This is a genomic window from Streptomyces sp. NRRL S-244 (assembly GCF_000717915.1).
Classification (GTDB): Bacteria; Actinomycetota; Actinomycetes; order Streptomycetales; family Streptomycetaceae; genus Streptomyces.
This window is the reverse complement of record NZ_JOCX01000006.1, coordinates 126,236-153,220: the sequence shown is the minus strand read 5'-3', so window position 1 is coordinate 153,220 and position 26,985 is coordinate 126,236. Positions and strand designations below refer to the sequence as shown.

The window sequence follows — 26,985 nt, the reverse complement described above, 5'->3', positions numbered from 1 at the left end:
GGTGGCCCTCAGTGCCACCTTCGTCACTGCCCGCTCAACTGCGCCTGGGCCGCCGCTCAAGCGAGTCGTGCCAGGTCGGGCGGGGTGTCGATGTCGAAGGCCTCGGCGACGTCCCCGCACTCCACCAGCGTGAGCTCGTCCGCGTGATCTGTCAGATGCACCCGTGCGCCCTTGTCCCCCGTCGCCGTCGCCGCGATGTCCGCCCAGCGGTCCGCGCCGAAGAGCACCGGATGCCCGCGCTCCCCGCCGTACGCCGCCGCCACCAGGCTCGCGGGGGAGCGGTACGCCTCCCGGACCCGGGCCACGGCCGCCGGTCCGATACCCGGCTGGTCCACCAGCGAGACGAGGGCCGCGCGGGCGCCCGTACCGGCGAGCGAGGCGAGGCCGACGCGCAGGGACGAGCCCATGCCCTCGGCCCAGTCGGGGTTGTCCACGACCACGCAGCCGGTCAGGTCCGCCCGCTCGCGGACCTCGGCAGCGGAGGCGCCGAGCACCACGTGGAGCGGACCGCAGCCCGCCTCGCGCAGTACCCGTACCGCGTTCTCGACCAGCGGGCGGCCGCGGTACGGGAGCAGGGCCTTGGGGCGGCCGCCCAGACGGCGGCCGCCGCCGGCGGCGAGGAGCAGGCCCGCGATCACCGGGCTTGCGGTTGAGTGTGTGGTGGGTGGCATGTCAGTGATTCTCGCCCCTGGGGTGCGGTGCGCGGGCGGCGCGCCAGGAGGCGTCGTACGGCGGCCAGGGCGGGCCCGAGCCGCAGCGGCTCGCAGATCCGGTTCTCGGTGGCCGCCACCAGGGCGCGTTCGTCGCGGTCGGTCAGCTGGGTCGGCGCAGTCAGCGCGGTCAGCGCGGTCAGCGCGGTCAGCGGGGTCGCCATGGAGGGCTCCTTGCCAATCGGGGGCCAATACCGCGAGTCTGGACCTCGATTGGTCTGGTCGGCAGAGCCAATCAGGGGAGGTTGGCATGGCAAACGGGCGAGTCGTCCAGACGGCGGACAGGACCCTCGGCAGCCGCCAGCTCGCGGCGCTGCTGCCCTCCGAGGTGCTGGCCCGCCCCGGCTACCGGTCCCTCGCCGACGCCGTGCGCACGCTGATCCTCGACGGCCGGATCGCCCTGCACGTACGGCTGCCCGCCGAACGCGAGCTCGCCGAGGCGCTCGGCGCCAGCCGGGCCACCGTCACCGGGGCCTACGACCTGCTGCGCGAGAGCGGCTACGTCCGCAGCCGGCGCGGCTCCGGCACCTGGACCGAGCTCCCCGAGGGCCACGGCCCGGTCGGCGCGCACCTGCTGGCCGGCTCCGGCGGGTACCTGTCCGACGGCGAACCCGGGATCGACCTGGCCATCGCCGCCCTCGGCGCCCCGGAAGACAGCCTCACCGAGGCCCTCGCCTGGGCCGCGCCCCGGCTGCCGGGCCTCGCCCGGACCCCCGGCTACCACCCCTTCGGCCTGCCCGACCTGCGCGCTGCCGTAGCCGAGCGGTTCACCCGGCGCGGGCTGGCGACCCGCCCCGAGCAGATCCTGGTCACGGCCGGCGCCCAGCAGGCGTTCTCGCTCGTCGTGAGCCTGCTGTGCGGGCCCGGGGACCGGGTGGTGACCGAGAACCCCACGTACGCGAACGCCCTCGACGCGCTGCGGCAGGCGCGGCTGCGCACCGGGTCGATCGCCGTCTCCGACGCCGGTTGGGACATGGAGATCGCCGAGTCCACGCTGCGGCAGACCGTGCCGAGGCTGGCGTACGTGATCCCGGACTTCCACAATCCGACGGGGCTGCTGATGCCGCAGGAGCAGCGGCTGCGGCTGCTGGCCGCGACGCGGCGGACCGGGACGTGGCTGGTGGTCGACGAGACCATCGCCGACATCGCCCTGGACGTGCCCGCGCCCGCGCCGCTGGCCTCGCTGGCGCCGAGGGGCGGGGCGGAGCACGTGGTGACGATCGGCTCACTCAGCAAGACGCACTGGGGCGGGCTGCGGGTGGGGTGGGTCCGGGCCACCGCGAAGATGATCACGGAGCTGGCGGCGGTGAAGGTGGCCGCGGACATGACGGGGTCGGTACTGGACCAGCTGGTGGCGCTGCCGCTGCTGGAGGGGCTGGAGCGGACGCTGCCGGCGCGGCTCGCGCAGTTGCGGGGGCAGCGGGAGGCGTTGGAGCGGGCGCTGGAGCGCCACACCCCGGAGTGGTCGTGGGAGCGGGGGCCGGGCGGGCTCTCGCTGTGGGTGGACCTGGGGGAGCCGGTGAGCTCGGCGCTGGCGGAGCGGGCCGGTGCCTGCGGCGTGCACATCGGGCGCGGAGCGCGGTTCGGGGTGGATCCGGGGACGTTCGAGCACCGGCTGCGGATTCCGTACACGCTGGCCGCCGATCGCCTGGACGAGGCGGTACGGCGCCTTGCGGCGGCCTTCCACGACGGGGTTCCGCTGGCTCCGGCGGTGGAGCGGCCGCACTGGGTGGCGTGAACCCGGCCGGCGGCGCGGGTGGGCCGCCCGCCGGGTCGGTCACGGGGTGCGGATGAGGCGGCGGGTGGCGGCCGTGGCCACCGCCGAGGTGCGGGAGTCGACGCCGAGCTTGGCGTAGATGTGGACCAGGTGGGATTTGACCGTGGCCTGGCTCAGGAAGAGCTTCTTCGAGATCTGCTGGTTCGACAGGCCGTCCGCGACCAGCTGGAGCACCTCCAGCTCCCGCTTCGTCAGCGCCTCCGCCGGCATCCGCATGCGGTCCATCAGGCGCAGGGCCACCGCCGGGGCCAGTGCCGACTGGCCCGCCGCCGCCGTGCGCACGGCCGCCGCCAGTTCCTCCGGCGGGGCGTCCTTGAGCAGGTAGCCCGACGCGCCCGCCTCCACCGCCGCCAGGATGTCCGCGTCCGTGTCGTACGTGGTCAGTACGAGGACCCGGGGCGCCCCGGGCCGGGCCGTGATCGCCGCCGTCGCCGCCGAGCCGTGCATGCCCGTACCGAACTGGAGGTCCATCAGGACCACGTCCACCGGCTCGGAGGCGGCCAGTTCCACCGCCCGCTCGGCGGTGGCGGCCTCGGCGACCACCGCGAAGTCCGGCTCGGTGTCCAGCACCGCGCGCAGCCCGGCCCGGACCACCGGGTGGTCGTCGGCCAGCAGCAGGCGGATCGTCATCGGGATGCCTCCAGGGGCAGCGGCAGGGTGACGGCCACGGCGGTGCCCTGGCCCGGCGCGGACTCCACGGTGAACAGCCCGCCCAGCGTCTCGGCCCGCGAGCGCATCGCGGGCAGCCCGAACCCGCCCTCGCCGGAGGGGGCCGAGGACGGGTCGAAGCCGGTCCCGTCGTCGACGACGTCCAGCGTCACCGAGGCGTCCATGAAGGTCAGGGTGATCTCGGCGCGGGCCGCCCGGGCGTGCCGGACGACGTTGGCCAGCGCCGACTGGGCGATGCGGAGCAGGGCGACCTCGTACGGGGTGGGCAGGACCCGGGGCGCGCCGCTCAGGCAGAACCGGACGCGCGGCCCCGGCGCGGCCGTGCACAGCCGCTCCAGCGCCGCGGCGAGGGACCCGTGCTCCAGGTCGGGCGGGGTGAGCGCCCGTACGAACCGCCGCGCCTCGGCGAGGTTCTCCTGGGCGGCCCCCCGGGCCTGCGCGATGTGCGCGAGGGCTGCCGCCCGGGGACCGGCGGGGTCGGCGGGGCCGCCCGGGTCGGGGCTCGGTCCGCCCGGACCCGCCTCGGCGAGGGAACGTTCCGCCGCGCGGAGCAGGAGCTGGATCGAGGACAGGCCCTGGGCCAGGGTGTCGTGGATCTCGCGGGCCAGGCGTTCCCGCTCCGCGAGGATCCCGGCGTTGCGCTCGGCCGCGGCCAGCTCGGCCCGGGTGGCGATGAGCTCCTCGATCAGCTCGCGGCGGCGCTCGCTCTCGCGGTACAGCGCCTGGTAGCCCAGTACGGTCGCGACCGCCACGGCCCCGCCCAGCAGCGGTCCGAGGAAGGCCCCCGGCGAGACCGCACCGCTCTGCGCGTGCGCCAGGAAGCCGCCGATCGCCGCGCACGCCGTCACCGCGACGGCCGCGACGCCCCAGCGCAGCCGCAGCAGGTGCAGCTCCAGGAAGTACAGCGGGAACGCGATCCACAGTCCGTCGGGGGATACCACCAGCAGCGCCGCCCAGGCCGCGCCCAGCCCGGCCAGCCACACCGCCCCGGCGCGCGGCGAGCGGCGCACCGAGGGCGCCAGTACGCCCCCCGCGTACACGGCGGCCAGCACCGCGCAGGCGGCCACGACCCGGCCGGCCTGCGGCGCGGAGTCGGTGACGGCACGCCCGGCGGCCAGCGCGAGCAGCCCGAACAGCAGCGCGTGCAGGCACGCGCGCAGCACGCGCGAGACGGGGGTGAGGGGGCGCGGAGCGGGGGATTCAAGAGCAGTGGCCATGGCCCGGCCAGCCTAAGCGCGGATGGGCGGGGCCCGGTCAATCGAAAGTTTGATGTCCGGATGCGTCGTTCGATACCAGGATCGCTACCGTGGCGCGATGCCTTGTGTCCACGCCGGAGACCAGGGTGGGGATCATGTTCGTCGCATGGAGAGATCTACGGTTCGCGAAGGGCCGCTTCGCCCTCATGGGCTCGGTCGTACTGCTGATCACGCTGCTGGTCGGCCTGCTGTCCGGGCTCACCGCCGGCCTGGCCCGGGAGAACGTCTCGGCCGTCACCGGACTGCCCGCCGGCCACCTCGCCTTCGCCGCGCCCGCCGGGGACCAGAAGGTGTCCTTCACCAACTCCCAGGTGTCGGAGAAGGCCTGGCGGGCCTGGCGGGCGCAGCCCGGAGTGAGGTCGGCCGAGCCGCTCGGCATCCGCACCACCAACGCGTCGGCGGGCGCCCGCACCGGCGCGGTCTCCGTCTTCGGCGTCGATCCGGCCGGCCCCCTCCCGCCGCGCGGCAGCGGCCTCGCCCAGGGGCAGGTGGTCCTCACCGAGAAGGCCGCCAAGGAGCTCGGCGGGCTGACCGCGGGCGGCAAGCTGAAGATCGGCCCGCTGGAACTGACCGTGGCCGCCGTCTCCGGCACCGCCGCCTACAGCCACACCCCGGTCGTCTGGATGGACCTCAACGACTGGCAGCGCATCGGCAACCCCGGCACCTCCATCGACACGCTCGCCACCGTGATCGCGCTCGACACCGCCGGGTCGGCGGACCTCTCCGCCGGCGACGAGGTGGCGGGCACGAAGGCCCAGACCATCGACGAGGCACTCGGCGCCATAGGGTCCTACCAGGCCGAGAACGGCTCGCTCCAGCTCATGCGAGGGTTCCTCTTCGCCATCTCGGCCCTGGTCATAGGGGCCTTCTTCACCGTGTGGACGATCCAGCGCAGCGGTGACATCGCCGTGCTGAAGGCACTGGGCGCCTCCACCCCGTACCTGCTCAAGGACGCCCTCGGCCAGGCCGTCGTCATGCTCGCCGTCGGCACCGGGTCCGGTACGGCGCTCGCCGCCGGGTTCGGCGCGCTCATCAGCGGGGGCGACGTGCCCTTCGTCCTCGGCACCGCGACCGTGCTGGCGCCCGCCGCGATCATGATCGTGCTCGGTGCGCTGGGCGCGGCCCTGTCCATCCGGCGGATCACCGCCGTCGACCCCCTGACCGCCCTCGGGAGCGTCCGATGACCCTGCTCGTGCACGACGTCACGCTCACCTACCCGGACGGCGAGAGCCGGCTCACCGCCCTCGACCGGGTCCGACTGGAGGTGCCCGCGGGCACGCTGACCGCGGTGATCGGGCCCTCCGGCTCCGGCAAGTCCAGCCTGCTGGCCGTCGCCGCCACCCTGGTCACCCCGGACTCCGGACAGGTGGTGGTGGCCGGCCAGGACACGGCTCGGCTGAGCGCGGCCGAGAAGTCGGCCCTGCGCCGCGAGAAGATCGGCATCGTCTTCCAGCAGCCGAACCTGCTGGCCTCGCTCACCGCCGCCGAGCAGCTCCAGGTGATGGCCCACCTGTCGGGCCGCCCCTCGCGGGCGCTGCGCCGCCGGGCGCTGGAGCTGCTGGACGCGGTGGGGCTGGCCGACAAGGCCGACAAGCGGCCCCACCAGCTCTCCGGCGGCCAGCGCCAGCGGGTCAACATCGCCCGCGCCCTGATGAACGAGCCGGCCGTGCTCCTGGTCGACGAGCCGACGAGCGCCCTGGACCACGAGCGCGGGGCGGCCGTCCTCGACCTGCTGGTCACCCTGACCCGCGAGCGCTCCACCGCGACCGTGCTGGTCACCCACGACCACGCCCACCTGGAGCGGATGGACCGGACGGCGACGATGGCGGACGGCCGCCTGACGGACTCCGAGTCCGAGACGGTCCCGGCCGCCTGAGCGCCCGTACCTGCGACAAGGCCCCGGCCCCCCTCGCACCGGAGGGGGCCGGGGCCTTCACGTACGGACGGGACCTACGCGGGGCTCTGGCTCTGCAGCGCCACCGACAGCTCGGCCGCGACGTTCTGCAGGATCGGCACGAAGGACTCGGCCACGGCCTCGGTCACCCGGCCCGCCGGACCCGAGATGGAGATCGCGGCGGCGGTCGGCGAGTTCGGCACCGACACGGCCAGGCAGCGGACCCCTATCTCCTGCTCGTTGTCGTCGACCGCGTAGCCCGCCTTGCGGACCTGCTCCAGGGCCTCCAGGAAGCCCTCGGGGGTGGTGATGGTCTTCTCGGTCGCGGCCGGCATCCCGGTGCGCGCCAGCAGCGCCCGTACCTCGTCGGCGGGCGTGTACGCGAGCAGCGCCTTGCCCACGCCGGTGGAGTGCGGCAGCACCCGGCGGCCGACCTCGGTGAACATGCGCATGGAGTGCTTGGACGGCACCTGGGCGACGTAGACGATCTCGTCCCCGTCGAGCAGGGCCATGTTGGCCGTCTCGCCGGTCTCCTCGACCAGGCGGGCGAGGTACGGCCGCGCCCAGGTCCCCAGCAGCCGCGACGCGGACTCGCCGAGGCGGATCAGCCGGGGGCCGAGGGAGTACCGTCGATTGGGCTGCTGCCGGACGTAGCCGCACGCCACCAGGGTGCGCATGAGGCGGTGGATGGTGGGCAGCGGCAGACCGCTGGCGGTGGAGAGCTCGCTGAGGCCGACCTCGCCCCCGGCATCGGCCATGCGTTCAAGCAGATCGAAGGCGCGCTCAAGGGACTGAACGCCACCGCTGGCGGCGGTGGGCTTCGCGGAAGCGTCGGTGGTGCTGGCGCTGGACGTCGGCACGGCGCGGTCCTTTCGGTGCTGGCAGGCAAGGAAGCAGCCTACCGGTCGGTCGGCGTCGGCCCTAGGGCCGGGTAGAAGCCGTCCCCGCCGGTCAGAGGGGGTTTGTCCGGGTCGCGGACCTCCTCGGGAAGTTACCCGTCCGCCCCCGGTGGTGGTAGCTACATTCTGGATAGTGAAATCTTAATTCCATCTTGTGGAAACATCCAATTGCGGCGCCGGTGTGTCGGTGCTCTGTCCGGCCGCTCTTGACGGGCCCCGGATCGACGGCGAGACTCCGTCAACAGAACGTTGAATTTCGCTCTGTGGAAGTAGATGGGGAGGTTCCGGCGTGTCCGACGACGTGGAACTGGTACTGCGCTCGACTCGCGTCATCACCCCCGAGGGGACGCGCGCCGCTTCGGTCGCCGTCGCCGCCGGGAAGATCGTCGCCGTACTGCCGCACGACGCCGAGGTACCGGCCGGCGCCCGGTTCGAGGACTTCGGCGACGACGTCCTGCTCCCCGGCCTGGTCGACACCCACGTGCACGTGAACGACCCGGGCCGCACCGAGTGGGAGGGCTTCTGGACCGCCACCCGCGCCGCCGCGGCCGGGGGCGTCACCACGATCCTCGACATGCCCCTCAACTCCCTGCCGCCGACCACCACGGTCGACCACCTCCGCGTCAAGCAGGAGGTCGCCCGGACCAAGGCGCACGTGGACGTCGGCTTCTGGGGCGGCGCGCTGCCGGACAACGTCAAGGACCTGCGCCCGCTGCACGACGCCGGCGTCTACGGCTTCAAGTGCTTCCTGTCGCCCTCCGGCGTCGACGAGTTCCCCGAGCTCGACCAGGAGCAACTGGCCACCTCCCTCGCCGAGATCACCGGCTTCGGCGGCCTGATGATCGTGCACGCCGAGGACCCGCACCACCTGGACTCCGCCCCGGTCGTCCCCGGGCCCAAGTACGCCGACTTCCTGGCCTCCCGTCCGCGCGACGCCGAGAACACCGCGATCGGCAACCTGATCGCCCAGGCGAAGCGGCTGAACGCGCGCGTCCACGTACTGCACCTGTCCTCCTCCGACGCGCTGCCGCTGATCGCCGCCGCCAAGGCCGAGGGCGTCCGCATCACCGTCGAGTCCTGCCCGCACTACCTCACCCTCACCGCCGAGGAAGTGCCGGACGGCGCGAGCGAGTTCAAGTGCTGCCCGCCCATCCGCGAGGCCGCCAACCAGGACCTGCTGTGGGACGCGCTCGCCGACGGCACCATCGACTGCATCGTCTCCGACCACTCGCCGTCCACGGCGGACCTGAAGACGGACGACTTCGCCACCGCGTGGGGCGGCATCTCCTCCCTCCAGCTCGGGCTGCCGGCCATCTGGACCGAGGCCCGCCGCCGCGGCCGCACCCTCGAGGACGTCGTGCGCTGGATGTCGGCCGCCCCGGCCGCGCTCGCGGGCCTCGCCGACAAGGGCGCGATCGAGGCCGGCCGCGACGCCGACTTCGCCGTGCTGGCCCCCGAAGAGACCTTCACCGTGGATCCCGCGGAGCTGCACCACCGCAACCGGGTCACGGCGTACGCGGGCAAGACCCTGCACGGCGTCGTGAAGTCCACCTGGCTGCGCGGTACGCAGATCGCCGACCACGGCACCCCGACCGAGCCCACGGGCCGACTCCTCGAAAGGCAGAACTGACCAGTGGCGATTGAATCCTTCACCGGTAACGCGAACCCGTACGGAGGCGGAGACCCGTACGCCGACTACCGCACCGCGGACTTCCCGTTCACCCAGCACGCGAACCTCGCCGCGCGTCAGCTCGGCGCGGGCGTACTCGCCGCCAACGACGAGTTCTTCGCCCAGCGCGAGAACCTGCTCGTCGAGGAGGCCGCGCACTTCGACCCCGAGCACTTCGGCCACAAGGGCAAGGTCATGGACGGCTGGGAGACGCGCCGCCGGCGCGGCGTCTCGGCCGGACAGCCCTGGCCGACGGCCGAGGACCACGACTGGGCGCTGATCCGCCTCGGCGCCCCCGGCGTCATCCGCGGCATCGTCGTCGACACCGCCCACTTCCGCGGCAACATGCCGCAGGCCGTCTCGGTGGAGGCCACCGCCGTCGAGGGCTCCCCGACCGCGCAGGAGCTCCTCTCCGACGACGTGAAGTGGACGACCCTCGTACCGCGCACCCCCGTCGGCGGCCACGCGGCCAACGGCTTCGAGGTCGACGTGGAGCAGCGCTTCACGCACCTGCGCCTGAACCAGCACCCGGACGGCGGCATCGCCCGCCTGCGCGTGTACGGCGAGGTCCGCCCCGACCCGAAGTGGCTCGCCGCGCTCGGCACCTTCGACGTGGTCGCCCTGGAGAACGGCGGCTCCGTCCAGGACGCCTCCAACCGCTTCTACTCCCCGCCGACCAACACCATCAACCCGGGCCGCTCCCGCAAGATGGACGACGGCTGGGAGACCGCCCGCCGCCGCGACAACGGCAACGACTGGATCCGCTACCAGCTGGTGGCCGACTCCGAGATCCGCGCCGTCGAGATCGACACCGCCTACCTCAAGGGCAACTCGGCCGGCTGGGCCTCGCTGTCCGTCAAGTCCGGCGAGGAGGGCGAGTGGACGGAGTTCCTGCCGCGCACCCGCCTGCAGCCCGACACCAACCACCGCTTCGTACTGGACACCCCGGCGGTCGGCACCCACGTGCGGATCGACATCTTCCCGGACGGCGGCTTCTCCCGCCTGCGCCTGTACGGCTCGCTGACGGAGGCCGGCGCCGCCGCGCTGACCGCCCGCCACCAGGAGCTGGGCGGCTGACGCCGCGCCCGTGACCGCCCCGGGGGCCGACACCCCCGGGGCTACGCCGCGTGGCCGCCGTCCACCGCGAACTCGGCGCCCGTCACATAGACGGCGTCCGGGCCCGCGAGGAAGGACACCAGGCCCGCGACCTCCTGCGCGGTGCCGAAGCGCCCGAGGGCCGTCAGCGCGCTCTGCGCCGCGGCGTGGGGGCCGTCCGCCGGGTTCATGTCGGTGTCCACCGGGCCCGGGTGCACGAGGTTCGCGGTGATGCCGCGCCCGCCGAGCTCCCGCGCCAGCGCCTTGTTCAGGCCGGTCAGCGCGGCCTTGCTCATCGCGTACAGGGTGCCGCCGGGGCCGGGGACCCGCGCGGCCATGCAGCTGCCGATGGTGACGATCCGGCCGCCGGAGCCCATTCGCGCGGCCGCGGCCTGGGTGGTCAGGAACACGCCGCGCACGTTGACCGCCAGTACCCGGTCCACATCGGCCGGGGTCAGGGTGTCCAGCGGCCCGAGCACGCCGATGCCGGCGTTGTTGACCAGCGTGTCGATCCGCCCCAGGCCCCGTACGGTCTCCTCCACCGCGGCGACCGCCTGCGCGGGGTCGCCCACGTCGGCCCGGACCGCCCGGGCGCGCCGGCCGAGCGCCTCGATCCTGCCCACGACCCCGGCCGCGGCCCGCGCGCCGTGGACGTACGTGAGGGCGACGTCGGTCCCGTCCTGCGCCAGGCGCAGGGCGGTGGCCGCCCCGATGCCGCGGCTGCCGCCGGTCACCAGTGCCACCGTGCCACTGCTGCTCATGGTCTTCTCCCCGCTCTCGTCCGACAAGTCGTTGCGGGTTCAATGAAACGAGCGGCGAGGGGCGGGCGCTGGCGGGAATCGGACGTCGCGTTCGTGCGCGTCGCGCCGATGAGTTCCGGGGCGCCCGGGAGTCTGAACACGTGCAGCAGACACCGGACGCCAGGAGCGCAGAGCCATGGGCAAGCTGACCCTCACCACCTTCGTGACCCTCGACGGCGTGATGCAGGCCCCCGGCGGGCCGGAGGAGGACCCCAGCGGCGGGTTCGCGTACGGCGGCTGGCTGGTGCCGTTCGACGACGAGGGCATGGGGGTGTTCATGAAGGAGGTGTTCGACCGGGCCGGGGCGTTCCTGCTCGGGCGCCGCACGTACGAGATCTTCGCCGGCTACTGGCCGAAGCGGACCGACCCCACGGACCCGATCGCCAGCCGGCTGAACGGCCTGCCGAAGTACGTGGCCTCGGCGACGCTCGAGGAACCGGCCTGGGCGGGGACCACCGTCATCGACGGGGAGCAGCTCCAGAGCGAGATCATGCGGGTCAAGGACGGGCTGGAGGGAAGCCGGGAACTCCAGGTGCACGGCAGCGGGGCGTTGGCCCAGTGGCTGCTGGCGCGGGACCTCGTGGACGAGCTGAACCTGCTGGTGTTCCCCGTCTTCCTGGGCGCCGGGCGCCGGCTGTTCCCCACGGGCGGGCTGCCCACGGCCTACGAGCTGGCCGCCTCGCGCACGACGCCGAACGGCACGGCCATCCTCACCTACCGTCCCACGGGCCGCGCCACCTTCGGCACCTTCGGCTGATCCCCCCACGACGACCGGGGCCCGGTCGGGCGGGCCCCGGGCGGGTCCCGGGCGGGCCCCGGGTGGGGGGCCCGGTGAAACCGCTCGACCGCCATGATCGCCTCCGGTACGGTGAGCCGCGCCCGAGGGAGCCGCCGGAGTCTCCACCCGCATCACGCCGATGGAGAGTCCCTGGTGAGCTCGCCCGCCCTGCTCGCACGCACCGCCGCCCCCCGCCGCGCCTGGCTCGCCGACCTGCCCGTCCTGGCCGTCGCCGTGGTCTGGGGCGGCAGCTATCTCGCGGCCAAGGGCATCACCACGGCCCACACCGTGATCGCCGTCCTCGTCCTGCGCTTCGCGCTCGTGCTGCCCGTACTCGCCGTCGCGGGGTGGCAGCGGCTGCGGGCGCTCACCGCCCGGCAGCTGTCCGGTGCGGGCCTGCTGGGCCTCGTACTCGGCGGGATCTTCCTGCTGGAGACGTACGGGGTCGTCCACACCTCGGCCACCAACGCCGGGCTGATCATCAGCCTGACCATGATCTTCACCCCGCTCGCCGAGGCGGCCGTACGGCGCGAGGCCCCCTCGGGCGCCTTCCTCGCAGGCGCCGCGGCCTCCGTCGCCGGCGTCGTCCTGCTCACCCAGGGCGCCGGATTCACCGTCCCCGGCGCCGGTGACCTGCTCATCCTCGGCGCGGCCCTCGCCCGTACCCTGCACGTCCTGCTGATGGCGCGGATCAAGGCCGTCCAGGACGCCGACTCGCTGTCGCTGACCACCGTGCAACTGGGCGGCGCCGTCCTCGTCTTCGCCGTACTGGCCGCCGTGCCCGGCACCGGCGACAGCCCCTGGGCGGCGGCCGCCGCCTTCGGGCCCACCGAATGGGCGGGGCTCGCCTTCCTCTCCGTCCTGTGCACGCTCTTCGCCTTCTTCGTGCAGATGTGGGCCGTACGCCGCTCCTCGCCCTCCCGCGTCAGCCTGCTGCTCGGCACCGAACCCCTGTGGGCGGCCGCCGCCGGCATCGCCATCGGCGGCGAACACCTCGGCCCGGCCGGGTTCGCGGGCGCCGCGCTCGTCCTCGGCGGCACCGCCTGGGGTCGCCGAGCCGTGGCCGGATGACTTCGCGGGAGCTCGTAGTACCTCGAATCACCCTGTATGGCCACGCAAGCCGTCCAAGGCCGGACGCGTGACCGGAAATCGATGGTCCCAGCACCGAGCGGTCACATTAATGTGACCGCATGCCACAACCGGACATCAGCGTGAACGACGCCGACTTCCACGCAGACCCCTATGCCTTCTACGCCCGGCTGCGCGCCGCGGGCCCGGTGCACCCGGTCGAGGTCACCGCCCCCGAGTACGCGCCCACCTTCCTGGTCGTCGGGTACGAAGAGTCCCGCCGGGCCCTCAACCACCCGGGTCTGCTGAAGAACTGGACCGGCAACCAGGTCCTGCCGGGCATCGCGACCACCCCCGCCAACAGCAACATGCTGGAGGCGGACCCGCCGCACCACACCCGGCTGCGCCGCCTGGTCGCCCGCGAGTTCACCCTGCGCCGGGTGCAGGCCATGCGCCCCCGCGTCCAGCGGATCACCGACGAACTGCTCGACGCGATGGCCGCCCGCCCGCAGCGCAAGGCCGACCTGATCAAGGCCCTCGCCTTCCCGCTGCCCATGACCGTCATCGGCGAACTCCTCGGCGTCCCCGACCTGGACCGCGAGCGCTTCAGCCACTGGTCCAAGGAAGTCCTCGCGCCCACCTCCCTCACGCCGAGCACCACCGCGCACCAGAGGCTCGGCGACTACCTCGCGGAGCTCGTCGAAGTCAAGGCCAAGACCCCCGGCGAGGACCTGCTCAGCGCCCTCATCCGGACCCGCGACGAGGACGGCGACGTGCTGTCGCCCGACGAGCTGATCGGCATGGCCTTCCTGCTGCTGATCGCCGGCCACGAGACCACCGTCAACCTCATATCCAACGGAACCCGCGCCCTGCTGGCCCACCCGGACCAACTGGCCGCCCTGCGCGCCGACTACGACGGCCTCCTCGACGGCGCCGTCGAGGAGATGCTCCGCTACGACGGCCCGGTGCAGAACACCACCTACCGCTACGCCCGCGAGGACATGGAGCTCGGCGGCACCGCCATCCCGGCCGGGGCCACCGTCCTCGTCTCGCTGGCCGGAGCGGACCGCGACCCCGGGCGGTACGAGGCCCCCGACGCGTTCGACATCCGGCGCGCCCCGCAGGGCCACCTCGCCTTCGGGCACGGGCTGCACTTCTGCATCGGCGCCCCGCTCGCCCGCATGGAGGGCCGCATCGCGCTGCGCGGCCTGCTGGAGCGCTTCCCGGACCTGGCCGAGGACCCGGCCGAGGAGGCGCCGACGTACATCGGGGGCAGCCTGATCCGCGGTGTGACCCGGCTCCCGGTGCGCTGGTAGCCGGCGCCCGTGGCCGATTCCGTACCGTCCCCGCCCGCGCCCCCGGCGCCCCTACAGGTCCGGGAGCTCCGCCATCCGGACCTGGCGCCGCTCCCGCCGCGACAGCTCGCACGCCTCCGCGATCCGCAGCGCGGCCAGCGCCTCCCGGCCGTCGCACGGGTTGGGGCCCTCGCCGCGCACCAGCCGGACGAAGGCCGCCAGCTCCGCCTCGTACGCGGGGGCGAACCGCTCCAGGAAGCCCGCCCAGGGCTTGCTCGCCGGGGGCGGGCCGTGCGGTTCGGTCGAGGCGATCGGCGTACGGTCGTCCAGCCCCGAGGAGACCTGGTCGAGCTCCCCGGCCAGCTCCATCCGCACGTCGTACCCGGCGCCGTTGCAGCGGGTGCCCGTACAGGTGGCCAGGGTCCCGTCGTCCAGGGTGAGGACGGCGACGGCGGTGTCCACGTCGCCGAGCTCGCGGAAGACCGCCGGACCCGCGTCGGAGCCGGTCGCGTACACCTCGGTCACCTCGTGCCCGGTCACCCAGCGGACCATGTCGAAGTCGTGCACCAGGCAGTCCCGGTACAGACCCCCCGACGTCGCCAGGTACGCGGCGGGCGGCGGCGCCGGATCGGCGGTCATCGTCCGTACGGTGTGCAGCCGGCCCAGGGCTCCGGAGCGCACCAGCTCCCGCGCGGTGCGGCAGCCCGCGTCGAAGCGGCGCATGAAGCCCAGCTGGAGCACCCCGTCAGCGGCGCCCACCTCGCGCAGCACGGCCAGCGTCCGGGCGAGATCGGTGGCCAGGGGCTTCTCGCAGAACACCGGGAGCCCGCCGCGGACCGCCCGCAGGACCAGCTCGGCGTGCCCGTCGGTGGAACAGGCCACGACCACGGCGTCCACGCCCCAGGTGAAGACCTGCTCCACGGACGGGGCGGCGGTCGCCCCCAGCCGGTCGGCGAGGCGCGCCGCCCGCGCGGGATCGGCGTCGGCGAGCAGCAGCGAGCCGGCGTCCGGGTGGCGGGCCAGTGCCGCCGCGTGGAAGGAGCCGATCCGGCCCGTTCCGATCACCCCGATGCGCATGCAATCAACCTGACCCCGTCACGGGGGGCTGTCAATCCGCCCGACAGTACCCGTATGGCCCAGATGGGCTCGAAGGACCCGATGACCGCACATGGTCCACTGTGGCGGATACTGAGCGGCTGGAACCGTAATGACCGCTTTGGCGGCAGCGGCCCGCAGCAGGCGGCGGCAGACACAGGACGAGGGAAGGGCACGCAGAGTGGCTAGGGTTCGGACAGGGGTACGCGTCGTGGGCGCGGTGCTCGCGGCGGTACTGGGAGCCTCCCTCGTGGGCTGCAGCAGCACGGGCGGCAAGCGCGCCGAGGAGCGGGCGAAGGCCGCCCAGGCGGGCCGGCCCGCGGTGTCCACCCCGCGCTGGACCTTCGCGATGGTCACGCACGCGGGAGACGGCGACACCTTCTGGGACATCGTCCAGAAGGGTGCCAAGGAGGCCGCGGCGAAGGACAACATCAACTTCGTCTACGCCCACGACGACCAGGCTCAGCAGCAGGCCCAGTTCGTCCAGAACGCCATCGACCAGAAGGTCGACGGGATCGTGGTGAGCCTGGCCAAGCCCGAGGCGCTCAAGGACGTCATCGGCAAGGCGGTCAAGGCCGGAATCCCGGTGATCACGGTCAACTCCGGATCCGCGCAGTCCGCCGAGTACGGCGCCCTCACCCACATCGGCCAGGACGAGCAGATCGCCGGCGAGGCGGTCGGCAGCGAGCTGACCAAGCGCGGCAAGAAGAAGGCCGTCTGCGTCCTGCACGAGCAGGGCAACGTCGGCCACGAGCAGCGCTGCGCAGGGGCGAAGAAGACCTTCGGCGGCACGATGGAGAACCTGTACGTCGAGGGCACCAACATGCCCTCCGTCCAGGCGGCCATCCAGGCGAAGCTCCAGGCCGACCCCTCCGTCGACGCGATCGTCACCCTCGGCGCCCCCTTCGCCCCGACGGCGGTCAAGGCGAAGGACGCGGCGGGCAGCAAGGCCGAGGTCGACACCTTCGACCTCAACGCCTCCGTCGCCCGCGACCTCAAGTCCGGCGCCCTCGGTTTCGCCGTCGACCAGCAGCCCTACCTCCAGGGCTACGAGGCCATCGACCTGCTCTGGCTGTACCGCTACAACGCGAACGTGCTCGGCGGCGGCCGCCCGGTGCTCACCGGACCGCAGATCGTGACCGCCGACGAGGCCGGCAAGCTGGAGGCGTTCATCAAGCGGGGCAGCCGATGAGCACGGCAACGGCCGTCGACGAACGGCTCGCCCCCACCTCGCTGGTCCGCAAGCTGCTCGGCCGCCCCGAGCTCGGCGCGGTCGTCGGCGCGGCCGCCGTCTTCGTCTTCTTCTCCATCGCCGCGCCCAGCTTCCTCCAGGCCTCCAGCCTGAGCACGATCCTGTACTCGGCCTCCACCATCGGGATCATGGCCTGCCCGGTGGCCCTGCTGATGATCGGCGGCGAGTTCGACCTCTCCGCGGGCGTCATGGTCACCACCTCGGCACTGGTCAGCTCGATGTTCAGCTACCAGATGACCGCCAACGTGTGGGTGGGCGTCGGGGTGTCCCTGCTGGTCACCCTCGCCATCGGCTTCTTCAACGGGTTCATGCTGACCCGTACCAAGCTGCCGAGCTTCATCATCACGCTCGGCACCTTCCTGATGCTGACCGGCCTGAACCTCGGCTTCACCAAGCTGATCAGCGGCTCCGTCTCGACGAAGACCATCGCCGACATGGAGGGCTTCGACTCCGCCCGGGCGCTCTTCGCCTCGCAGTGGAACGTCGGCTCGGTCACCCTCAAGGTCACCATCCTGTGGTGGCTGGCCCTGGTCGCCGTCGCCACCTGGATCCTGCTGCGCACCCGCGCCGGCAACTGGATCTTCGCGGTCGGCGGCGGGGCGGACGCGGCCCGCGCGACCGGCGTCCCCGTCGTCAAGACCCGGATCGGCCTGTACATGGGCGTCGCCCTGTGCGCCTGGATCTCCGGGCAGCACATCCTCTTCTCGTTCGACGTGGTCCAGTCGGGCGAGGGCGTCGGCAACGAGTTCCTGTACATCATCGCGGCCGTCATCGGCGGCTGCCTGATGACCGGCGGCTACGGCTCCGCCATCGGCTCGGCCGTCGGCGCCTTCATCTTCGGCATGACCAGCAACGGCATCGTGTACGCCCAGTGGAACCCGGACTGGTTCAAGTTCTTCCTCGGCGCGATGCTCCTGCTGGCGACGCTGCTCAACGCATGGGTCCGCAAGCGGGCGGAGGCGAAGTGATGACCGAGACCGTGTCCGCGACCCCGTACGAGAAGTCCTCGGCGCCGGCGCTCGTGAAGATGACCGACGTCAGCAAGTTCTACGGCAACATCCGGGCCCTCCAGGGGGTCTCCCTGGAGGTGCACGCCGGCGAGATCACCTGTGTCCTGGGCGACAACGGCGCCGGCAAGTCCACCCTGATCAAGATCATCGCGGGGCTGCACCGGCACGACGCCGGCCGCTTCGAGATCGAGGGCGAGGAGACCGCGCTCGCCAACCCGCGCGCCGCCCTCGACCACGGCATCGCCACCGTCTACCAGGACCTGGCCGTCGTCCCGCTCATGCCCGTCTGGCGGAACTTCTTCCTCGGCTCCGAGCCCACCAAGGGCCGCGGCCCCTTCCGCCGCCTCGACGTGGAGTTCATGCGCGAGACCACCCGCGCCGAGCTGCTGCGGATGGGCATCGACCTGCGCGACGTGGACCAGCCGATCGGCACCCTGTCCGGCGGCGAGCGGCAGTGCGTGGCCATCGCCCGCGCCGTCTACTTCGGGGCGAAGGTCCTCGTCCTCGACGAGCCGACCGCCGCCCTCGGCGTCAAGCAGTCCGGCGTGGTCCTCAAGTACGTCGCCGCGGCCCGCGACGCGGGCCTCGGTGTGGTCCTGATCACCCACAACCCGCACCACGCCTACCTGGTCGGCGACCGGTTCGTGCTGCTCAAGCGCGGCACGATGGCGGGCAGCCACACCCGTGACTCGATCACCCTGGACGAGCTCACCCGGCAGATGGCGGGCGGCTCCGAGCTGGACGAGCTGAGCCACGAACTGGAGCGGGTGGCAGAATCAGGACCGGACCACCCGTCCGGAGCAGCCGATCCGGCGTCCGGCACCACCGCACCCTGAGGGACGACACGACTCGATGAGCACGTACCGGGACTTTGCGCTCACCCACCGGGGGTCGGCGCGAGGCACCGTCCTGCGGACCATCGGGACCCGTGAGCGCCGGTCGCACCTGACCGCCCCGCGCGTCCCGACCGTCGGCATCGACATCGGCGGCACCAAGGTGATGGCCGGCGTCGTCGACGCCGACGGGGTCATCCTGGAGAAGATCCGCACCGAGACCCCCGACAAGTCCAAGAGCCCCAAGGTCGTCGAGGACACCATCGTCGAGCTGGTGCTCGACCTGTCCGACCGGCACGACGTCCACGCCGTGGGCATCGGCGCGGCCGGCTGGGTCGACGCCGACCGCTCCCGGGTGCTCTTCGCACCCCACCTGGCCTGGCGCGACGAGCCGCTGCGCGACGCGCTCCAGTCCCGGCTCGCGGTCCCGGTCATGGTGGACAACGACGCCAACACCGCCGCCTGGGCCGAATGGCGCTTCGGCGCCGGACGCGGCGAGGACCACCTCGTCATGATCACGCTCGGCACCGGCATCGGCGGCGCGATCCTCGAAGGCGGCCAGGTCAAGCGCGGCCGCTTCGGGGTCGCCGGCGAGTTCGGCCACATGCAGGTGGTCCCCGGCGGCCACCGCTGCCCGTGCGGCAACCGCGGCTGCTGGGAGCAGTACAGCTCCGGCAACGCCCTGGTCCGCGAGGCCCGCGAGCTGGCCGCCGCCGACTCCCCGGTCGCGCACGAGATCATCGCCCGGGTCGGCGGCAACGTCGCGGAGATCACCGGGCCGCTCATCACCGAGCTGGCCCGCGAGGGCGACGCCATGTGCGTCGAGCTCCTGGAGGACATCGGCCAGTGGCTCGGCGTCGGCATCGCCAACCTCGCCGCCGCCCTCGACCCCTCCTGCTTCGTCATCGGCGGCGGCGTCAGCGCCGCCGACGACCTGCTGATCGGCCCGGCCCGGGACGCCTTCCGGCGCCACCTCACCGGCCGCGGCTACCGCCCCGAGGCCCGTATCGCCAAGGCCCAGCTCGGCCCCGAGGCCGGCATGGTCGGGGCCGCCGACCTGGCCCGGCTGGTCGCCCGCCGCTTCCGCCGCGCCACGCGCCGGCGCGTCGAGCGGTACGAGCGCTACGCGCAGTGGGGCCTGATCGATTCCCCGGCCACCGCGGAGCGCAAGGCCGCGGACCTCAAGGCCGCCGAGGCCGAGGCCAAGGCCGCCGGGGCCGGGGCCGCGGACACGAAACCCGCGGACCTCGAGGACGGGGGCGCGCGGTGACACCGCCCTCCCTGCCCCGCCAGGCGCCCGCCCCCGACGAGGGCGGCACTCCGCTCCCGGCGGAGGACCGCAAGCACGTGGTCCGGCGCCGCTGGATCACCGCGATCATCATCCTGCTGCTGGTCGGCGTACCCGCGGGCTACCTCGCCGTATCCGCCCAGCAGAGCCGCGAGAGCGGCCGCGACAAGGCCGCCAAGGTCGGCGCGACCAAGGTGCGGCCCGGCTGGCCCTCCAAGGTGCAGCGCAGCATCTACGAGGTGCCGATCCCGCCGAAGGCCTGGCGGGTCGGGTTCCTGGAGACCAACAACTGGCGCACCAGCCGGCTGTACGTGCAGTTCGCCGTCACCCCCGCCGACCTGGACGCCTTCCTGGCCGACGTCGGCACCAGCCGCTCCGAGCTGACCCGCGAGGTCTCCGTGGGGGCCCACGACGCCGCGGTCGCGGGCTGGAGCTGGGGCCCGCAGAACGCCTGGTACGGCACCACCCTGGAACAGCCGAACCCGCGCCCCACCAGGGACGTCACGGTCGACCTCACGGACCCGGCCAAGCCGAGGGTCTACGTGGTCTCCACGGCGACCCCGTAGCCGGGCCGTGTCCTAGCCTTCTGCCATGAAGCTCACCAAGCGGCTGCACTCCTGTGTCCAACTGGAGAAGGACGGGCGCGTGCTCGTCATCGACCCGGGCGTCTTCAGCGAGCCCGACGCGGGGCTCGGGGCGGACGCCCTGCTCGTCACCCACGAGCACCCCGACCACTTCGACGAGGGCCGGCTGCGCGCCGCCCTCGACGCCAGCCCGGCGGCCGCGCTCTGGACGCTGCGCAGCGTCGCGGAGCGGCTGGCCCCTGCCTATCCGGGCCGGGTGCACACCGTCGGGCACGGGGACGCCTTCAGCGCCGCCGGCTTCGAGGTCCAGGTCCACGGCGAGCTGCACGCCGTGATCCACCCGGACATCCCGCGGGTCACCAATGTCGGCTACCTCGTGGAGGGTTCGCTCTTCCACCCCGGTGACGCGCTGACCGTCCCCGAGGTGCCCGTGGACACCCTGATGCTCCCGGTGCACGCACCCTGGAACAAGGTCGCCGAGGTGATCGACTACCTGCGCGAGGTCAAGCCGCGCCGGGCCATCGACATCCACGACGCGTACCTCTCGGACATCGCCCGCCCCATCTACGACGGCGTCCTCGCGGCCCTGGGCGGCACCGACCACGGGCGGCTCGCCGCCGGGGACGCCGCGCAACTGTGACTGTCGGTGCCGGGCGGTAGGTTGGACGGCATGCGTATCGCCACGTTCAACGTCAACTCGATCACCGCCCGGCTGCCCCGTCTGCTGGCCTGGCTGGAGAGCTCCGGCACCGATGTCGTGTGCATCCAGGAGACCAAGTGCTCCGAGGAGCAGTTCCCGCGCGAGCAGCTGCGCGAGCTGGGCTACGAGTCGGCCGTCAATGCCACCGGCAGGTGGAACGGGGTGGCCCTGATCTCCAAGGTCGGCCTGGAGGACGTGGTCAAGGGCCTGCCCGGCGGCCCCGACTACGAGGGCGTCGAGGAGCCCCGGGCGATCTCCGCCACCTGCGGCGGGGTGCGCCTGTGGTCGGTGTACGTGCCGAACGGGCGCGAGGTCGAGCACGACCACTACGGGTACAAGCTGGACTGGTTCCGCGCGCTGACCACCGCCGTCGCCGAAGACGCGGCCGGCCCGCGCCCGTTCGCGGTGCTCGGCGACTACAACGTGGCCCCGACCGACGAGGACGTGTACGACCCGGCAGTCTTCGCGGGCCTGACCCACGTGACCCCCGCCGAGCGCGCCGCCCTGGAGGCACTGCGTGCCGCGGGGCTCTCCGACGTGCTGCCGCGCCCTCTCAAGTACGACCGGCCGTACACGTACTGGGACTACCGCCAGCTCGCCTTCCCCAAGAACCGGGGCATGCGCATCGACCTGGTCTACGGGAACGAGCCCTTCACCAAGGCGGTCACCGACGCCTACGTCGACCGCGAGGAGCGCAAGGGCAAGGGCGCCTCGGACCACGCGCCGGTGGTCGTGGACCTGGCGCTGGACACCCCCTAGCCGGGCACGGCGGACGGATCCCGCGCGCCCTGTGGCCAGCGCGGGATCCTGGTGCCAGGCTGGGCGGTATGAACATCCCCTTCCTGGACAACTGGCTGAACCGGCACGAAACGGAACGGGGTGCGGGACTGGCCGCCGCCCTCGCGGACGACCCCGAGGGCGTCAACGAGTTGTTCTCGGAATGCGAGATGCTGCGCGTCCAGGCGCGCGCGGCCGGGCTGGAACTCGACGAGAGCCCGGCCTCGTTGGAGGCGCTCGACCAGCTGATGCCCCGCTGGCGCCGGGACCCCGAGGTCGTGCCCTGGCTCGGCAACGACGCGGGCTTCTACCTCGGCACGGTGATCATCAGGACCAAGCTGGGCGCCGCCTGGCAGGTCTGGCCCAACGGCCAGCCGGTGATCCGCCTGGCCTCGGGCCGCGAGCTGAACGTGGTGGAGTCGGGGGTGTCCTGGGCGATGACGGGCTCCCCGGAACTCTCCCAGGCGTACGCCGAAGCCTCCGAAGGCTGACCCGATTGAGCTTTATGTCGCCTTTAGGCGTGTCGAGCGGAAGTGCCCTTCCGTCGCTGGATAGTTTGCGCTGACCTCGACACTCCGACAGGTGGGCAGGGCAGCGCATGGCCGTCGATCCGTTGATCGAGCTGCGGGACGTCAACAAGTACTACGGGGCGTTGCACGTCCTCCAGGACATCAACCTCACCGTCGGCCGCGGGGAGGTGGTGGTGGTCATCGGCCCGTCCGGTTCCGGGAAGTCGACCCTGTGCCGGACCATCAACCGCCTGGAGACCATCGAGTCGGGCACGATCCTGCTCGACGGCAAGCCGCTGCCCGACGAGGGCAAGGAGCTGGCGGCCCTGCGCGCCGACGTGGGCATGGTCTTCCAGTCCTTCAACCTCTTCGCGCACAAGACGGTCCTCGCCAACGTCTCGCTCGCGCAGGTCAAGGTCAGGAAGCGCAAGAAGGACGAGGCCGACAAGCGCTCGCGCGAGCTGCTCGGCCGCGTGGGCCTCGCCGACCAGGCGCCGAAGTACCCCGCCCAGCTCTCCGGCGGCCAGCAGCAGCGCGTCGCGATCGCCCGGGCCCTCGCCATGAACCCCAAGGCCCTGCTCTTCGACGAGCCCACCTCGGCCCTCGACCCGGAGATGATCAACGAGGTGCTGGAGGTCATGCGCCAGCTCGCCGCCGACGGCATGACCATGGTCGTGGTCACGCACGAGATGGGCTTCGCCCGGTCCGCCGCCAACCGCGTCGTGTTCATGGCCGACGGCAGGATCGTCGAGGACCGCACACCGGAGGAGTTCTTCACCGCCCCGGAGAGCGAGCGGGCCAGGGACTTCCTCTCCAAGATCCTCAAGCACTGAGGGGCGGGCCGATGAAGCGCACCCACGGTGCCCGCCCGCGCGCCCGCCTCCTTCTCCTCGCCGCCGCCCTGCTGGCCCTCCTCGCCGGCTGCGGCAAGGAGGGCAGCCCCCCGGTCAAGGGCCCGCAGCCCGAGGACCTGCCGGTGTACAAGGTCGCGACCGGCTTCGAGCTGCCGCAGTCCCGTACCTGGGAGCGCGCCAAGCGGCGCGGCCGCCTCGTGGTCGGTGTCAAGGAGGACCAGCCGTACCTGGGCGAGAAGGACCCCGCGAGCGGCCGCTACTCCGGCTTCGACGTCGAGATCGCCAAGATGATGGCGGCCTCGCTCGGCTTCGACCCCAAGACGACCGAGTTCAAGACGATCGCCTCCGCCAACCGCGAGACGGCCCTCCAGAACGGCCAGATCGACTACTACGTCGGCACCTACACGATCAACGACAACCGCAAGAAGCAGGTCGGCTTCGCCGGCCCGTACTTCATGGCCGGCCAGTCCCTGCTCGTGCGCAAGAACGAGAAGGACATCAAGGGGCCCGGCGACCTCGCCGGCAAGAAGGTCTGCTCCGCCGCCGGATCCACCCCCTACCAGCGGCTCCAGCGGGAGTACCCGCAGGCGGTCCTGGTCGCCTACGACACCTACTCGGTCTGCGTGGACAACCTCCTGACCTACCAGGTCGACGCCGTCTCCACCGACGACTCCATCCTCCTCGGCTACGCGGCCAAGGTCCCCGACGAGCTCAAGGTCGTCGGCGCGCCCTTCTCCAAGGAGCCCTACGGCATCGGCGTACCGCGCAGCGACGACGCCCTGCGCTTCGCCCTCGACGACGCCCTGGAGGAGCAGGAGAAGAACGGGAACTGGAAGAAGGCGTACGAGGCCACGCTCGGCCTGTCCGGCGTACCCGCCCCGAAGCCGCCCGCCATCGACCGCTACCCGGCGAGCTGAGGGGAGAGCCCACCACCATGGACGTACTCACACAGAACTTCCCGCTCTACTGGAACGGCTTCCTCGGGACCGTCCGGCTCACGGTCTACGCCTCGCTCCTCGCCCTGGTCCTCGGCTTCGTCATGGCCTCCTTCCGCGTCGCGCCCGTCGGCTCCTTCCGGGTCTTCGGCACGGTCTGGGTCACCGTGCTGCGCAACACCCCGCTCACCCTGCTCTTCTTCGCCGTGCTGCTGGGCCTGCCGCGCTTCGGGCTGGTCCTGCCCTTCCAGGTGTTCGCGGTCCTCGCGCTGGGCTGCTACACCTCCGCCTTCATCTGCGAGGTGTTGCGCTCGGGCATCAACACCGTGCCCAAGGGCCAGGGCGAGGCCTCCCGGAGCCTCGGCATGAGCTTCACCCAGACCCTGGGCTCGGTGGTGCTCCCGCAGGCCTTCCGCAGCGTCATCCCGCCCATCGGCTCCACGCTGATCGCCCTCGCCAAGAACTCGGCGATCGCCGGCGCCTTCAGCGTCACCGAGCTGCTGGGCACGTACAAGACCCTCAACGAGCTGGGCTACAACATCGTCTGGACCTTCGTCTGGATCGCCGTCGGCTACCTGATCATCACCTTGTCCATCAGCGCGCTCTTCAACGTGCTGGAGAAGCGCTGGGGGATCGCCCGATGACCGCGCACGCGCTCCACGGGGACCCGGAGTCCACCGCCCTCTACGACCTGCCCGGCCCGCGGACCCGGCGCAGGCACTTCCTCTACGGGATCGCCTCCACGGTGGTGATCCTCGGACTGCTCGCCTGGATCCTCTACCTCCTCTTCGACACCGACCAGTTCACCTCCGCCAAGTGGAGCCCCTTCACGTACAAGGGCATCCAGGAACTGCTGCTCAAGGGGCTGGGGAACACCCTCAAGGCCTTCCTGTACGCCTCGGTGTTCTCGTTCGTCCTCGGCGCGGTGCTCGCGGCCGGGCGGCTCTCCGTGCACCGGCCGGTGCACTGGGCGGCCACCATGTGCGTGGAGTTCTTCCGGGCCATGCCGGTGCTGGTGATGATCTTCTTCATCTTCGTCGCGCTGAAGGTCCAGCCGCTGCCGGCGCTGGTGGCGGGGCTGACCCTGTACAACGGCTCGGTGCTCGCCGAGGTCTTCCGTACGGGCATCAACTCCGTCGACCGGGGCCAGCGCGAGGCGGCGTACGCACTCGGCATGCGCAAGACCCAGGTGATGACCTTCGTGCTCGCCCCGCAGGCGCTCCGGGCGATGCTGCCCGCCATCATCAGCCAGCTGGTGGTGGCCCTGAAGGACACCTCGCTCGGCTACCTGATCACGTACGAGGAGTTCCTGCATGCGGGCAAGCTGATCGCCTCGAACCTCGACTACGACCTGCCGTTCATCCCCGTCGTGATGATCATCTCCCCGATCTACATCGGGATGTGCATGCTGCTCTCCTGGTTCGCCGGCTGGGTGGCGCGGTTCGAGCGGCGCAGTCTGAAGACCGAGGCGGTCGAGGTCGTCGTGCCCGATCCCGGAACGGTGCTGCCGGGCACTCCACGGTAGCTCCGAAGAGCCGCCCCGCCCGGCAGCAGCCGCAGATCACTGCTCGCGCAGCGGCACCGAGACGTACGAGGGATCGGTGCGCGGCGAGGAGAAGGTCAGCTGTGCGCCGGTGGGGTTGTGCTCGATGTAGAGGGGGTCGACGGTGTCGATCACGAGGGCGAGCCGGTGGCCCTCGGGCACGTCGTAGGCGGTGGAGAACAGCTCCAGGTCCACGCCGAAGGACCGGCCCCGGGGCTTGTCGTGGAAGGTGTACGGGGCGTGGCTCACCAGCTTGCCGATGCCGAGCGGGCCGACGTCGTAGAGGTACGCGACGAACGTGCCGTCCGAGGCGGTGGGGGTGACGGTGGTGTGCAGCTTCACCGTGCCGCGGATGCGGCGCTCCGCGTCCTCGCGCGGGGACTGCCAGACGGCGGCGAAGGCGCGGGGGAGGAGCGGGACGGAGGCGGTCGGGGGCGCCTTGACGAACTGGTCCAGGATGCTGGAGAGGAAGATGACGCCGCCGTCGGCGCCCGAGTCGACGCCCGCGAAGAGGTGCTCGCCGTCGGAGAGCGGGAGCCTCTCGGTGCCCGCGGAGCCGACCGACTTCCAGTTGGCGTAGCCCTCGTAGCCGTCGTTGCTGCGGGACTTGATCTGCACCGGGGCCTCGGTGTCCACGCCGTTGCGCTCGCCCTTGAGGTAGCGGTCGAACCAGCGGTGGGCGTTGGTCCAGGTGTCGTTGGGCAGCCCGAGCAGGCCGGTGCCCTCGGCGGTGGCGTGGTCGCCGGGCCGGAACTCCAGGCGCTTGGGGCCGGTCAGCTTCTCGAAGAAGGCCGCGTACTGGTTGGGCGGGAAGATGCTGTCGCCCCAGGCGTTGCCGAGCATGATCGCGGCGCCGTTGGCGTTGATCTCGTCGACCCGTTCCGCGGCCGAGCGCTGCTTTCCCCACTCGATCATCTGCGGCTCCCGGTCCAGCCGGGAGCCGAGGAAGTCGCCGAGGATCTGCTCGAGTTCGGGGCCGGGGCGGCCGGTGAGGTAGCCGGCGCCGCCGAGCAGCGCGGCGGCCTGGAGGTGCTGGGTGCGGCCCGAGTAGATCGACTCGATGATGTCGGCCCAGCCGCTGAGCGCGACGACGGCTCTGATCCGGGGGTCGTGCGCCGAGGCCAGCAGGCTGATGCCCGCGCCGTACGAGACCCCGCCCAGGCCGATGTGGCCGGCGTCGGCGGGGGTGTTGGCCAGCGCCCAGTCGATGACGGCGGAGACGTCGGCGGTGTCGGGCGGGCCGGCCACCTCGATCCGGCCGCCGGAGAGCCAGAAGCCGCGGGAGGTGTAGCTGACCACGACGTAGCCGTCGTCGGCGAGCTTCTTGGCCTGCGCGATGTATTCGATCTGCGGCATGCCCCAGCTGGTGGGCAGCACGATGAGCGGGTACCTCCGGCCGGTCTGCGCGTCGGCCGGGGTGAAGACGTTGCCCTTGAGGGTGATGCCGCCGGAGCCGGGGATGTCGTGGAAGCGGAGGTCGGACGTGGCCGACGGAGCCGCCGCGGCGGCGGGGGCGGTTGCCGCCCGGGCCTGGTGGGGGGCCAGGCCCAGGGCGGTTGCCGCCAGTACGGCCGCCACGGCGGCCGCGGTGCTGGTGGTGCGGGCGGTGCGGACCATCGATCGCTCCTCGCGTGCGCCGGTGTCAAAGTGACCCGACGGTAATGCGAGGGGCTTACCGGAGGTAACCCGCCGGTA

Annotated in this window: 27 protein-coding genes and 1 pseudogene; 20 read left to right on the top strand and 8 right to left on the bottom strand. The window is 72.4% G+C overall.

What is annotated here, in order from left to right; all coding sequences use genetic code 11:
• Nucleotides 1–56: 56 nt before the first annotated feature.
• Nucleotides 57–671: a nucleotidyltransferase family protein gene (locus tag IF02_RS0109540; RefSeq protein WP_030155288.1), complete on the bottom strand. Its 615-nt coding sequence runs from the start codon at nt 669–671 to the stop codon at nt 57–59.
• The gene (locus IF02_RS34735) at nt 635–874 is read right to left on the bottom strand and encodes a hypothetical protein (RefSeq protein WP_037835883.1); all 240 of its coding nucleotides are present in this window, start codon (nt 872–874) and stop codon (nt 635–637) included. Before IF02_RS34735 ends, IF02_RS0109540 begins: the two co-directional genes overlap by 37 nt.
• Before the next feature lie 86 nt (nt 875–960).
• Here IF02_RS34735 and IF02_RS0109535 point away from each other — a divergent pair, with 86 nt between their 5' ends.
• The gene (locus tag IF02_RS0109535; protein ID WP_030155286.1) at nt 961–2,448 is read left to right on the top strand and encodes a PLP-dependent aminotransferase family protein; all 1,488 of its coding nucleotides are present in this window, start codon (nt 961–963) and stop codon (nt 2,446–2,448) included.
• 39 nt (nt 2,449–2,487) lie between these two features.
• Here IF02_RS0109535 and IF02_RS0109530 read toward each other — a convergent pair whose 3' ends face one another.
• A complete protein-coding gene (locus tag IF02_RS0109530) occupies nt 2,488–3,117 on the bottom strand; it encodes a response regulator (protein ID WP_030155284.1) in 630 nt (209 codons plus the stop codon).
• Nucleotides 3,114–4,373 carry a sensor histidine kinase gene (locus tag IF02_RS0109525; protein WP_051696056.1) on the bottom strand — a complete coding sequence of 420 codons (1,260 nt, stop codon included), beginning with the start codon at nt 4,371–4,373 and terminating at the stop codon, nt 3,114–3,116. The genes IF02_RS0109530 and IF02_RS0109525 overlap by 4 nt, the downstream gene beginning before the upstream one ends.
• A 134-nt stretch (nt 4,374–4,507) precedes the next feature.
• Between IF02_RS0109525 and IF02_RS0109520 the strand changes: the two genes are divergently transcribed.
• Together IF02_RS0109520 and IF02_RS0109515 are read left to right on the top strand one after the other, a co-directional pair.
• Complete coding sequence (locus tag IF02_RS0109520; protein ID WP_030155281.1) at nt 4,508–5,596, top strand: ABC transporter permease; 1,089 nt, start codon at nt 4,508–4,510, stop codon at nt 5,594–5,596.
• Nucleotides 5,593–6,288: an ABC transporter ATP-binding protein gene (locus IF02_RS0109515; RefSeq protein WP_030155280.1), complete on the top strand. Its 696-nt coding sequence runs from the start codon at nt 5,593–5,595 to the stop codon at nt 6,286–6,288. Before IF02_RS0109520 ends, IF02_RS0109515 begins: the two co-directional genes overlap by 4 nt.
• Nucleotides 6,289–6,362: 74 nt before the next feature.
• Here IF02_RS0109515 and IF02_RS0109510 read toward each other — a convergent pair whose 3' ends face one another.
• Nucleotides 6,363–7,166, bottom strand: a complete 804-nt coding sequence (locus IF02_RS0109510; protein WP_030155279.1) for an IclR family transcriptional regulator — start codon at nt 7,164–7,166, stop codon at nt 6,363–6,365.
• 328 nt (nt 7,167–7,494) lie between these two features.
• Here IF02_RS0109510 and allB point away from each other — a divergent pair, with 328 nt between their 5' ends.
• A complete protein-coding gene (gene allB / locus IF02_RS0109505) occupies nt 7,495–8,835 on the top strand; it encodes an allantoinase AllB (RefSeq protein WP_030155278.1) in 1,341 nt (446 codons plus the stop codon).
• 3 nt (nt 8,836–8,838) lie between these two features.
• On the top strand, nt 8,839–9,951 hold the full coding sequence (alc, locus tag IF02_RS0109500) for an allantoicase (RefSeq protein WP_030155277.1): 1,113 nt from the start codon (nt 8,839–8,841) through the stop codon (nt 9,949–9,951).
• 41 nt (nt 9,952–9,992) lie between these two features.
• Here the strand turns inward: alc and IF02_RS0109495 are convergent, their stop codons facing one another.
• On the bottom strand, nt 9,993–10,730 hold the full coding sequence (locus tag IF02_RS0109495; RefSeq protein WP_030155276.1) for a 3-oxoacyl-ACP reductase family protein: 738 nt from the start codon (nt 10,728–10,730) through the stop codon (nt 9,993–9,995).
• 175 nt (nt 10,731–10,905) lie between these two features.
• Between IF02_RS0109495 and IF02_RS0109490 the strand changes: the two genes are divergently transcribed.
• The 3 genes from IF02_RS0109490 (at nt 10,906) to IF02_RS0109480 (ending at nt 13,931) form a co-directional block, all read left to right on the top strand.
• Complete coding sequence (locus IF02_RS0109490) at nt 10,906–11,526, top strand: dihydrofolate reductase family protein (protein WP_030155274.1); 621 nt, start codon at nt 10,906–10,908, stop codon at nt 11,524–11,526.
• A gap of 174 nt (nt 11,527–11,700) precedes the next feature.
• Nucleotides 11,701–12,618 carry a DMT family transporter gene (locus IF02_RS0109485; RefSeq protein ID WP_030155272.1) on the top strand — a complete coding sequence of 306 codons (918 nt, stop codon included), beginning with the start codon at nt 11,701–11,703 and terminating at the stop codon, nt 12,616–12,618.
• 119 nt (nt 12,619–12,737) lie between these two features.
• The gene (locus IF02_RS0109480; RefSeq protein WP_030155270.1) at nt 12,738–13,931 is read left to right on the top strand and encodes a cytochrome P450 family protein; all 1,194 of its coding nucleotides are present in this window, start codon (nt 12,738–12,740) and stop codon (nt 13,929–13,931) included.
• Nucleotides 13,932–13,982: 51 nt separating this feature from the next.
• Here IF02_RS0109480 and IF02_RS0109475 read toward each other — a convergent pair whose 3' ends face one another.
• Entirely contained in the window at nt 13,983–14,987 is a 1,005-nt protein-coding gene (locus tag IF02_RS0109475; protein ID WP_030155268.1) for a Gfo/Idh/MocA family oxidoreductase, read from the bottom strand.
• A gap of 229 nt (nt 14,988–15,216) precedes the next feature.
• Here IF02_RS0109475 and IF02_RS0109470 point away from each other — a divergent pair, with 229 nt between their 5' ends.
• The 12 genes and pseudogenes from IF02_RS0109470 to IF02_RS0109415 all read left to right on the top strand — a co-directional run bounded on the left by IF02_RS0109470 (nt 15,217) and on the right by IF02_RS0109415 (nt 25,272).
• A complete protein-coding gene (locus IF02_RS0109470) occupies nt 15,217–16,197 on the top strand; it encodes a sugar ABC transporter substrate-binding protein (protein ID WP_030155266.1) in 981 nt (326 codons plus the stop codon).
• Entirely contained in the window at nt 16,194–17,225 is a 1,032-nt protein-coding gene (locus IF02_RS0109465) for an ABC transporter permease (RefSeq protein ID WP_030155264.1), read from the top strand. Before IF02_RS0109470 ends, IF02_RS0109465 begins: the two co-directional genes overlap by 4 nt.
• Complete coding sequence (locus IF02_RS0109460) at nt 17,225–18,103, top strand: ATP-binding cassette domain-containing protein (RefSeq protein WP_051696053.1); 879 nt, start codon at nt 17,225–17,227, stop codon at nt 18,101–18,103. Before IF02_RS0109465 ends, IF02_RS0109460 begins: the two co-directional genes overlap by 1 nt.
• A 16-nt stretch (nt 18,104–18,119) precedes the next feature.
• Nucleotides 18,120–19,295, top strand: a pseudogene (locus IF02_RS0109455) (ROK family glucokinase); the annotation flags it as partial.
• Between the two features lie 71 nt (nt 19,296–19,366).
• On the top strand, nt 19,367–19,954 hold the full coding sequence (locus tag IF02_RS0109450; RefSeq protein WP_030155259.1) for a hypothetical protein: 588 nt from the start codon (nt 19,367–19,369) through the stop codon (nt 19,952–19,954).
• A gap of 25 nt (nt 19,955–19,979) precedes the next feature.
• A complete protein-coding gene (locus IF02_RS0109445) occupies nt 19,980–20,612 on the top strand; it encodes an MBL fold metallo-hydrolase (protein ID WP_030155258.1) in 633 nt (210 codons plus the stop codon).
• 30 nt (nt 20,613–20,642) lie between these two features.
• On the top strand, nt 20,643–21,431 hold the full coding sequence (locus tag IF02_RS0109440; protein WP_030155257.1) for an exodeoxyribonuclease III: 789 nt from the start codon (nt 20,643–20,645) through the stop codon (nt 21,429–21,431).
• Nucleotides 21,432–21,499: 68 nt separating this feature from the next.
• Entirely contained in the window at nt 21,500–21,940 is a 441-nt protein-coding gene (locus IF02_RS0109435; protein WP_030155256.1) for a DUF6278 family protein, read from the top strand.
• Between the two features lie 107 nt (nt 21,941–22,047).
• Nucleotides 22,048–22,791 carry an amino acid ABC transporter ATP-binding protein gene (locus tag IF02_RS0109430; protein ID WP_030155255.1) on the top strand — a complete coding sequence of 248 codons (744 nt, stop codon included), beginning with the start codon at nt 22,048–22,050 and terminating at the stop codon, nt 22,789–22,791.
• A gap of 11 nt (nt 22,792–22,802) precedes the next feature.
• A complete protein-coding gene (locus IF02_RS0109425; RefSeq protein WP_030155253.1) occupies nt 22,803–23,729 on the top strand; it encodes a glutamate ABC transporter substrate-binding protein in 927 nt (308 codons plus the stop codon).
• A gap of 17 nt (nt 23,730–23,746) precedes the next feature.
• Nucleotides 23,747–24,391 (top strand): amino acid ABC transporter permease, encoded by a 645-nt coding sequence (locus tag IF02_RS0109420; RefSeq protein ID WP_030155251.1) that lies wholly within the window; start codon nt 23,747–23,749, stop codon nt 24,389–24,391.
• Nucleotides 24,388–25,272, top strand: coding sequence for an amino acid ABC transporter permease (locus IF02_RS0109415; protein WP_030155249.1), 885 nt, complete (start codon nt 24,388–24,390; stop codon nt 25,270–25,272). Before IF02_RS0109420 ends, IF02_RS0109415 begins: the two co-directional genes overlap by 4 nt.
• Nucleotides 25,273–25,308: 36 nt before the next feature.
• Here the strand turns inward: IF02_RS0109415 and IF02_RS0109410 are convergent, their stop codons facing one another.
• The gene (locus tag IF02_RS0109410) at nt 25,309–26,907 is read right to left on the bottom strand and encodes a CocE/NonD family hydrolase (RefSeq protein WP_030155247.1); all 1,599 of its coding nucleotides are present in this window, start codon (nt 26,905–26,907) and stop codon (nt 25,309–25,311) included.
• Nucleotides 26,908–26,985 lie beyond the last annotated feature (78 nt).

Bases quoted from the DNA above. Each gene is read 5' to 3' on its own strand.
- IF02_RS0109415 (WP_030155249.1), top strand. From the start codon at position 24,388: ATGACCGCGCACGCGCTCCACGGGGACCCGGAGTCCACCGCCCTCTAC.
- IF02_RS0109490 (WP_030155274.1), top strand. From the start codon at position 10,906: ATGGGCAAGCTGACCCTCACCACCTTCGTGACCCTCGACGGCGTGATG.
- IF02_RS0109440 (WP_030155257.1), top strand. From the start codon at position 20,643: ATGCGTATCGCCACGTTCAACGTCAACTCGATCACCGCCCGGCTGCCC.
- IF02_RS0109445 (WP_030155258.1), top strand. From the start codon at position 19,980: ATGAAGCTCACCAAGCGGCTGCACTCCTGTGTCCAACTGGAGAAGGAC.
- IF02_RS0109495 (WP_030155276.1), bottom strand. From the start codon at position 10,730: ATGAGCAGCAGTGGCACGGTGGCACTGGTGACCGGCGGCAGCCGCGGC.
- IF02_RS0109425 (WP_030155253.1), top strand. From the start codon at position 22,803: ATGAAGCGCACCCACGGTGCCCGCCCGCGCGCCCGCCTCCTTCTCCTC.
- IF02_RS0109475 (WP_030155268.1), bottom strand. From the start codon at position 14,987: ATGCGCATCGGGGTGATCGGAACGGGCCGGATCGGCTCCTTCCACGCG.
- IF02_RS0109430 (WP_030155255.1), top strand. From the start codon at position 22,048: ATGGCCGTCGATCCGTTGATCGAGCTGCGGGACGTCAACAAGTACTAC.
- IF02_RS0109465 (WP_030155264.1), top strand. From the start codon at position 16,194: ATGAGCACGGCAACGGCCGTCGACGAACGGCTCGCCCCCACCTCGCTG.
- IF02_RS0109525 (WP_051696056.1), bottom strand. From the start codon at position 4,373: ATGGCCACTGCTCTTGAATCCCCCGCTCCGCGCCCCCTCACCCCCGTC.
- IF02_RS0109535 (WP_030155286.1), top strand. From the start codon at position 961: ATGGCAAACGGGCGAGTCGTCCAGACGGCGGACAGGACCCTCGGCAGC.
- IF02_RS0109480 (WP_030155270.1), top strand. From the start codon at position 12,738: ATGCCACAACCGGACATCAGCGTGAACGACGCCGACTTCCACGCAGAC.
- IF02_RS0109515 (WP_030155280.1), top strand. From the start codon at position 5,593: ATGACCCTGCTCGTGCACGACGTCACGCTCACCTACCCGGACGGCGAG.
- IF02_RS0109460 (WP_051696053.1), top strand. From the start codon at position 17,225: ATGACCGAGACCGTGTCCGCGACCCCGTACGAGAAGTCCTCGGCGCCG.
- IF02_RS0109410 (WP_030155247.1), bottom strand. From the start codon at position 26,907: ATGGTCCGCACCGCCCGCACCACCAGCACCGCGGCCGCCGTGGCGGCC.
- IF02_RS0109420 (WP_030155251.1), top strand. From the start codon at position 23,747: ATGGACGTACTCACACAGAACTTCCCGCTCTACTGGAACGGCTTCCTC.
- IF02_RS34735 (WP_037835883.1), bottom strand. From the start codon at position 874: ATGGCGACCCCGCTGACCGCGCTGACCGCGCTGACCGCGCTGACTGCG.
- IF02_RS0109435 (WP_030155256.1), top strand. From the start codon at position 21,500: ATGAACATCCCCTTCCTGGACAACTGGCTGAACCGGCACGAAACGGAA.
- IF02_RS0109520 (WP_030155281.1), top strand. From the start codon at position 4,508: ATGTTCGTCGCATGGAGAGATCTACGGTTCGCGAAGGGCCGCTTCGCC.
- IF02_RS0109530 (WP_030155284.1), bottom strand. From the start codon at position 3,117: ATGACGATCCGCCTGCTGCTGGCCGACGACCACCCGGTGGTCCGGGCC.
- IF02_RS0109540 (WP_030155288.1), bottom strand. From the start codon at position 671: ATGCCACCCACCACACACTCAACCGCAAGCCCGGTGATCGCGGGCCTG.